Annotated in this window: 7 protein-coding genes; 3 read left to right on the forward strand and 4 right to left on the reverse strand. The window is 71.5% G+C overall.

Annotated features, from left to right (window positions below):
• On the reverse strand, positions 1-502 hold a 502-nt coding region (locus ACWCSD_RS44395; protein ID WP_449924348.1), incomplete at its 3' end, for a TetR/AcrR family transcriptional regulator.
• Positions 503-570: 68 nt separating this feature from the next.
• Here ACWCSD_RS44395 and ACWCSD_RS44400 point away from each other — a divergent pair.
• On the forward strand, positions 571-1,068 hold the full coding sequence (locus ACWCSD_RS44400) for an FBP domain-containing protein (RefSeq protein WP_397156821.1): 498 nt from the start codon (positions 571-573) through the stop codon (positions 1,066-1,068).
• A gap of 8 nt (positions 1,069-1,076) precedes the next feature.
• Here ACWCSD_RS44400 and ACWCSD_RS44405 read toward each other — a convergent pair whose 3' ends face one another.
• Positions 1,077-2,024: a GNAT family N-acetyltransferase gene (locus tag ACWCSD_RS44405; RefSeq protein WP_397156822.1), complete on the reverse strand. Its 948-nt coding sequence runs from the start codon at positions 2,022-2,024 to the stop codon at positions 1,077-1,079.
• A 44-nt stretch (positions 2,025-2,068) separates the two neighbouring features.
• On the opposite strand from ACWCSD_RS44405, the gene ACWCSD_RS44410 reads away from it, so the two are divergent.
• Positions 2,069-2,665 (forward strand): TetR/AcrR family transcriptional regulator, encoded by a 597-nt coding sequence (locus ACWCSD_RS44410; protein WP_449924353.1) that lies wholly within the window; start codon positions 2,069-2,071, stop codon positions 2,663-2,665.
• A 15-nt stretch (positions 2,666-2,680) separates the two neighbouring features.
• On the opposite strand, the gene ACWCSD_RS44415 is transcribed toward ACWCSD_RS44410, so the two are convergent.
• Together ACWCSD_RS44415 and ACWCSD_RS44420 are read right to left on the reverse strand one after the other, a co-directional pair.
• Positions 2,681-3,394, reverse strand: coding sequence for a hypothetical protein (locus ACWCSD_RS44415; RefSeq protein ID WP_397156824.1), 714 nt, complete (start codon positions 3,392-3,394; stop codon positions 2,681-2,683).
• A gap of 84 nt (positions 3,395-3,478) precedes the next feature.
• Positions 3,479-5,962, reverse strand: a complete 2,484-nt coding sequence (locus tag ACWCSD_RS44420; RefSeq protein WP_449924356.1) for a hypothetical protein — start codon at positions 5,960-5,962, stop codon at positions 3,479-3,481.
• 140 nt (positions 5,963-6,102) lie between these two features.
• On the opposite strand from ACWCSD_RS44420, the gene ACWCSD_RS44425 reads away from it, so the two are divergent.
• On the forward strand, positions 6,103-6,784 hold a 682-nt coding region (locus tag ACWCSD_RS44425), incomplete at its 3' end, for a hypothetical protein (RefSeq protein ID WP_449924359.1).

The raw sequence follows: 6,784 nt of genomic DNA on the forward strand, positions 1-6,784 counted from the left end.
CCTCGCGGGGATGGCGGCGGAACCCGCCGGCCATCTCCAGGGTCACGTAACCGTGCAGCGTGCTGCTCAGCATGCGCAGCGCGTCGGTCTGGTCGGGCTCGGCCAGGTCGTAGCCGCGCAGGACGGCCCGCGTCAGCTCCGCGTGCCGGCGGCCCGCGCTGACGTCCAGCGACTCGGAGTCCAGCTCCAGCTGGGTGGCGGCGTACCGGCCCGGATGCTCCTTGGCGTAGGTGCGGTAGGCCGCGGCGAAGGGCACCAGCGCCTCCTTGCCCGACCGGCCGGCCAGCGCGGCGGCGGCCCGGTCGGCCATCTCGCCCAGAGCCAGCTCGGCCACCCTGACCCGCAGCTCCTGGATGTCCTTGACGTGCGCGTACAGGGCCGCGGGCTTGACGCCGAAGCCGCGGGCGAGCGCGGAGACGGTCACGTTCTGGAAGCCGACCTCGTCGGCCAGGTCCGCGGCCGCCCTGGTCAGGCGGTCGACGGTCACTCCCGCGCGGGCCACGGCAGCACCTTTCTTACAGGCTTTAAGTATTTGCATACTACCGTTAAGAAAAGCTAGCCTCCACACTCATGAGACCCCTGACCGAACACGACATCCGCACGTCGTTCATCAACTGCTCCAAAGGCGAGGCCAAACGCGCCGGCCTGCCCCGGGATCTGGCCGACCTGCCCTGGGACGACCTCGACTTCCTCGGCTGGCGAGATCCCGGCGCCCCCGAGCGCGCCTACCTGGTGGCCGAGGCCGACGGCTCCCTGGTCGGCGTCGCCCTGCGGGTCACCTCCGGTGCCTCGCGCTCCTTCACCGCGCGCAGCATGTGCTCCTTCTGCCTGACCACGCACACCGGCGGCGGCGTCGCCCTGATGACCGCCCGCCGCACCGGCGAGCCCGGCCGCCAGGGCAACACCGTCGGGCAGTACCTGTGCGCCGACCTGGCCTGCCCCCTCTACCTGCGCGGCAAGAAGGAGGCCGCGGGCGCCGGCGTCGTGGACGAGTCGCTGACGCCGGCCGAGAAGGCCGCCCGCGCGCAGGCCAACGTGCGCGCCTTCCTGGACAAGGTGGCCGCCTGACCCGCCCGCTACTCGTCGTCCCAGGCCATCGAGCTCATCCGCCACCCGGCGGGCGTCCGGACGAACTGGGTGGTCTTGCGGCCCGCGCCCGCGAACCGCACGCCGTCCCGGACGCCGGACTTGCGGTAGTCGCTGAACCGCTGGGCGACCGACCCGAAGATCTCGGTGCGCTCGGCCACCTCCCACTCGCGGAACTCCGTCAGCGTCCCGTCGGTCAGCATGCGCTGCCGGGGCTCGACGAAACCGTCCAGGTCGTGCACCACGGGCTCGGGCCCGGTGTTGTTGACGATCATCGCCTGCGGGACGAACAGCTCCCGGACGGCGCCGACGTCCGGGCGGCGCCCATCGGTGTTGGTGAAGGCGTCCAGGAAGGCCGCCATCAGCCGGTCGAGCTCGGCCTTGACGCCGGAGGCGGGTGCCTCGTCGGCCAGCAGCGACCAGACCTCGCTGTCGTGCCGTTCGCCCCGGTGGGGGAAACGGCTGCGCAGCACGCCGTCGCGGGTCATGCCGAGCCGGCGCGCGACCTCGATGCTGCGCGTGTTGCCCGGCGAGACCCACCACTCCACGCGCGCCATGCCGCGCTCGGCGAACGCCCAGTCGATCAGCAGCCGGCACGCCCGGGTCACCAGCCCCCGGCCCTCGCCTGCCGGCTCCAGCCAGCAGCCGATCTCGCACACCCCCGAGACCGCCTCGAACCGGGTGAACATCACGCCGCCGACCAGCGTGCCGGCCAGCCAGATCCCGTAGATGCGAGCGCCGTCGGCGGCCTGGTCGTCGGCGTAGCGCTGCAGGACGGCCGTCGCCGAGGCCAGGTCGGTGCTGCGCTCGGCCCACGGGATCCACGGGTCCACCGAAGGGCGGGCCCGGTCGATGTGATCGAGGAACTCCTGGGCCCGCCAGGGTTCCAGCGGGCGGAGCTCGGCCTCGTCGCCGAGCGGAAGTGCGAACACGGACACCGTCCCAAAGTACGTAACGAGCGTTCGGTATGTAAGGTAGCAGCATGCCGCCCGCCGCAGGAGACCGTGAAGCCCGCCGTGACGACGTCTCGCAGGCGGTCTGGCAGGTGCTGGCCGACACGGGGTTCGGCGGGCTGACGCTGCGCGCCGTCGCCGCCGCCATGGGCGTGTCGACCGGCCTGCTCATGCACTACTTCCCCACCAAGCGGGCCCTGGTCGGGCACGCGCTCGACCTGCTGGAGCGGCGCACGGCCGCCCGTCCCCGCCGCGAGCCCCCGGCCCCCGGCCTGGCGGCGCTCAGGGCCGCGCTGCTCGACATCCTGCCGCTGGGCCCGGCCGACGTCGCCCGCAACCGCATCTGGGTCAGCTCATGGGACCTGGCCTTGGCCGACGACGACCTCGGCGCCGGCCAGGCCGCCCGCTACACCCGGCTGCGCTCGGCGCTGCGCGCCCACCTGGAGACCGCCCGCGACCTAGGCGAACTACCTCGGGAGGCCGACCCCGAACGGCTGGCGGCCGGCGCGGTGGCGTTCACCCATGGGCTCGTCGTCCAGGCGCTGTTCGACCCGGGCCGTTTCCCCGAGGACGTCCAGGTCGCCCTGCTCGACGACTTCCTCTCCTCGATCGCGGCCCGCCCTTAGCCCGTGGGGTTCAGGTCAGCCGGCGGTCGGAGGGACCTGCGACCCGGCGGGCATCATGCCCGCGATCAGCGTCTGCGGGTCACGGATGCCGGCGAGGTGGCCGAAGCCCTCGGCGTACGCGGAGATGGCGGACTGGAGCAGGCGCAGGTGGGCGCGGCACTCCTGGTCGCCGGGCCAGGCCGACTCCGGTTCGCCGGGATGCGCCCGTTCCCAGGCGGTCAGCAGCGGGTGCCACTTGGACAGGAACGGGCGCAGTTCCTTGTTGAGCATCGAGATCGCGAAGTACTCCACGGTCTGCCCGCCTGGCACGGGGGCTGAGGGGCGGCTGGTCTTGAGGGCGTCGCGGGTGGTGGCGAACAGGCCGTACAGAGAGTTCATGGCCTCCCTGACCAGGCCCTCCTCGTCGTCGAGCGACTGAACGGAGACCCGGGTGACGGTCTCGACGAACAGGTGCCAGGCCACCTGGCGGCTCTCGTTGTTCACCAGGAAGGTGAGCTCGCTGAGCTGCGGCACGGTGACCTTCACCTCGGTCAGTCTGGCCGTCCTGGCATAGAACTGGACCATGATCACGGCGGCCATGCCGGCGACCGCGCCGGTGACGACGAAGATCCACCGGCCGCCCGCCTCGGTCATCTCGAAGATCGCCAGGCCCACGACGGCGCCGACGAGCGCCGACGCGAGCAGCCGCACCCACCGCACCTGCATGATCGCGACGACACGTGCCTTCATCCGGGGGGTTCCATTCCTCGGCCGACTGCGACGATCAGACTTTACGTGTGATCCCCCTCCGGCTGTAGGGGGTCGGCCGTGGTTTCAGCAGACCTTCTCGAAGGGGGTGCCGGACGGCAGGTAGCGGCCCCACTCCTGCTCGGTGAGCGAGCGACCGGCCGCCGCGCAGAGCGCGGGGAACGGATCCGCCGGGACGTCCACCTTCCATTGCAGGATCGTTCCCTTGTCGTAGGAGCCGGCCAAGGTCCGGCCGTCCGGGCTGAAGGCCAGCGACGAGACAGCGCCTTCGCCGCTCTTGAACGGGTTCCCGATCGGCTTCGTCGTGGCCACGTCCCAGAGCTGGACGCCCGCGGCGGCGTCGGTGGCCAGGGTTCTGCCGTCCGGGCTGAACTCGACGGTGGAGATGGTGCCCGTGCGGTCCTTGAAGGCGCCCTTGGAGCGGCGGCCTGCCGTGTCCCAGATCCTGACCGTTCCCTGCTCGCCCACGGTGGCCAGGAGCTTGCCGTCCGGGCTCAACGCCAGCCAGGTGACGCTGGAGCCCCCGATCGGGGCGCCGATCGGCCGCCGGGTGGCGGTGTCCCAGAGCCTGGCCGTGCCGCCTCCCACGGTGGCCATGATCCTGCCGTCCCGGCTGAAGACGATCCGGTGGAGGACGTCGCTGTGGGCCTTGATCGGAGCGGTGACCGGACGGCGGGCGGCGGGGTCCCATAACTGGAGGATTCCCTCACCGGAGGCGATGGCCAGGGTCCTGCCGTCCGGACTGAACGACAGCACGGAGATGGTGCCGGCCGCGGCCTTGACGGGGGTGCCGATTCGCTGCCGGGTGGCCAGGTCCCACAGGTGGAGACCGCCGTCGTCGTCACCGACGGCCAGCGTCCTGTCGTCCGGGCTGATCGCCACCGGCCATGTGTACGGGTACCTCCCGCGGATCGGCGGGCCGAGTCGCCTGCCGGTCAGCCGGTCCCAGACGCGGATGGTTCCGTCAGCTCCGCTGCTGACCAGGATGTCGCCGTTGTTGCTGTACGCCAGCTGCGAGACCTCGTCCTCGTGGCCGATGAGCGGGTCGGTGACCGGCCGCCGGGCGGCGGCGCGCCAGAGCCGGGTGGTCCCGTCCCCGCTGACGGTGGCCAGGGTTCCGCTGTCCGGGCTGAGCGCCACGCCGTAGACGTAGCCGCTGTGGCCGGTGAACGCGTCGCCGGCCGGGCGCCGGGTCGCCAGGTTCCACAGCCGGGCGGTCCCGTCCCAGCTGCCGGAGGCCAGGGTCCGGCCGTCCTTGCTGAACGCGAGTCCGGTGACGACGTCGGTGTGGCCTTTGAGAGGTCGTCCGACGGGCTTCCCGGTGGCGGGGTCCCACAGCCGGGCGGTGTGATCCTGGCCCGCGCTGGCCAGGATCCGGCCGTCCGGACTGAAGGCCAGGGCCCACACGACGGACCGATGACCCGTGAGCGGGACCGCTGTCCTGGTGGAGAGGTCCCACAGCCTGATCGTCCCGTCGGAGCCGGCGACGGCGAGGGTCCGGCCGTCCGGACTGAAGGCCAGGGCGAGGCCGCCGTCCTTGATCGGATCCCCGGCGGGCCGGCCGGTCGCCGGATCCCACAGGCGGGTGATGCCGTCCGTGCCGCCGGTGGCCAGGGTCCGGCCGTCCGGGCTGAAGGCCACCGCGCCGCCGTGGTAGGAGCCGCTGTCCAGGATGGCGCGCACCGGGGAGGCCAGGGCGGCCACCATGCCGTAGCGGGCCTCGGGGGTCCTGGCGAAGTGCCAGGCGGTGGCCGACAACAGGCCGGAGACGACCGGATCACTCTCGCCGACCTGGATGCCGCGATCACTGGCCAGGTACGACAGGGCCTGGTCGCGCTCGGCGTCGGCTCTGACGCGTTGGGCCTCGGCGACGTCGGCCGCGTGGACGGCCACGGCGGCCGCGACGACCGCCGCCGCGGTGAGGACGGACAGCCCGGTCCACGAGAGCCGCCGGAAGCGCCGGGCCAGCCGGTGCTGCCGGACGTCGTCGCCGACGAGCTCGTCCTTGGCCCGGCCGTGCAGGGTGGCGGCGAGCGTCGCGACGGCGTCGAGGAAGGCCGGGTTGCTGAGCGAGAGGTCGCTCTGGCTGCGGATCGAGCGCAGGTCCGCCCACAGGGGGACCTCGGTGAACGACGTGAGCAGCGACTCGGGCAGCGCCGTGGTCAGGGTCTGGTCGAAGTGCCCGGCCGCGTGGTCCCAGACGAGGTCGCCGCCGGTGAGCATGAGGAAGACGGGCCGTCCCGGTTCGAGCGAGCGCCAGTGCTCGATCTCCCGCCGCACCCACACCGAACGCGCCGACTCGGGGGAGGCCAGCAGGACGAAACAGCGCGAGGCGTCGAGCGCGGCCTCGATCGTCGTCCACAGTCCCGGGGACGCCGACAGGCTGCGCGTGTCGCAGAAGACCCGCAACGCCCGCAGTTTGTACCAGGGACGGGCGAACTGGTGCAGCCCATCACGCAGAGCGGGGCCGAGCAGCCCGTCGGCGGCCCGGCTGTAGGAGATGAAGGAGTCGTACGGAATCGGCGTCGAAGTCCCGCGGATGCCAGGCACGTTCACGATGATAGAGACGCGCGGCTTGAGTACCCGGTTACTCACGCGCCTTGTTTCACGCCTTCGCATACTGAGCGGGATACACAGTCTGGAGGGGACGCGGAATGAGGAGCATTCGTGCGTTAGCCGCATTGTTACTGGTGCTGGCCTGGTTGGCGTATCTCGGTCCGAGCCCGGCCCAGGCGGCGACCGTGGAGGTCACCGTCAGCCTGTACCGGGTGGTCGAGCTGTCGTGCGACGAGGGCGCGGGCGAGTCCTGCGGCAACGACTACTACCCCAAATTCAAGATCGGGAATGAGGACCTGTACGACGGCGAGGACGATTACTGCTGTGCCCACGGCCCCGACTTCCGGACCAACTGGGTCCGCAAGGCCACGGTCGACACCAGCCAGAATCCCGTCGACATCCACCTGGAACTGTGGGACCAGGACGACCTGAGCCAGAACAACGTCATTCACTGGGCCAAGAACGGCGATTACCTGGATCTCAAGTTCGACCTGAACACGTGCGTCTTCACCGGCGGCGGCCTGACCGCCGAGCAGGGCGCCGGCGCCCTGACCCTGTCGGGGGAGAGCGAGACCACCGGCCCTGACTCGGCCCGCGGCTTCTTCACCATCACCACACCCGCCTGCATCACGCTGGCCAGGACCACGGGCGGCGCCGCCGACAGCGACGGCGACGGCATCATGAACGCCTGGGAGACGCCGGGCGTGGGCTACGACGTCAACAACGACAACCACGTCGACCTGGCCCTGGGCGACCCGCCGTACAACGCGCTGCCCTACCGCAAGGACCTGTTCGTCGAAGCGGACTACATGAAGG

Source organism: Nonomuraea sp. NPDC001684 (assembly GCF_053596515.1).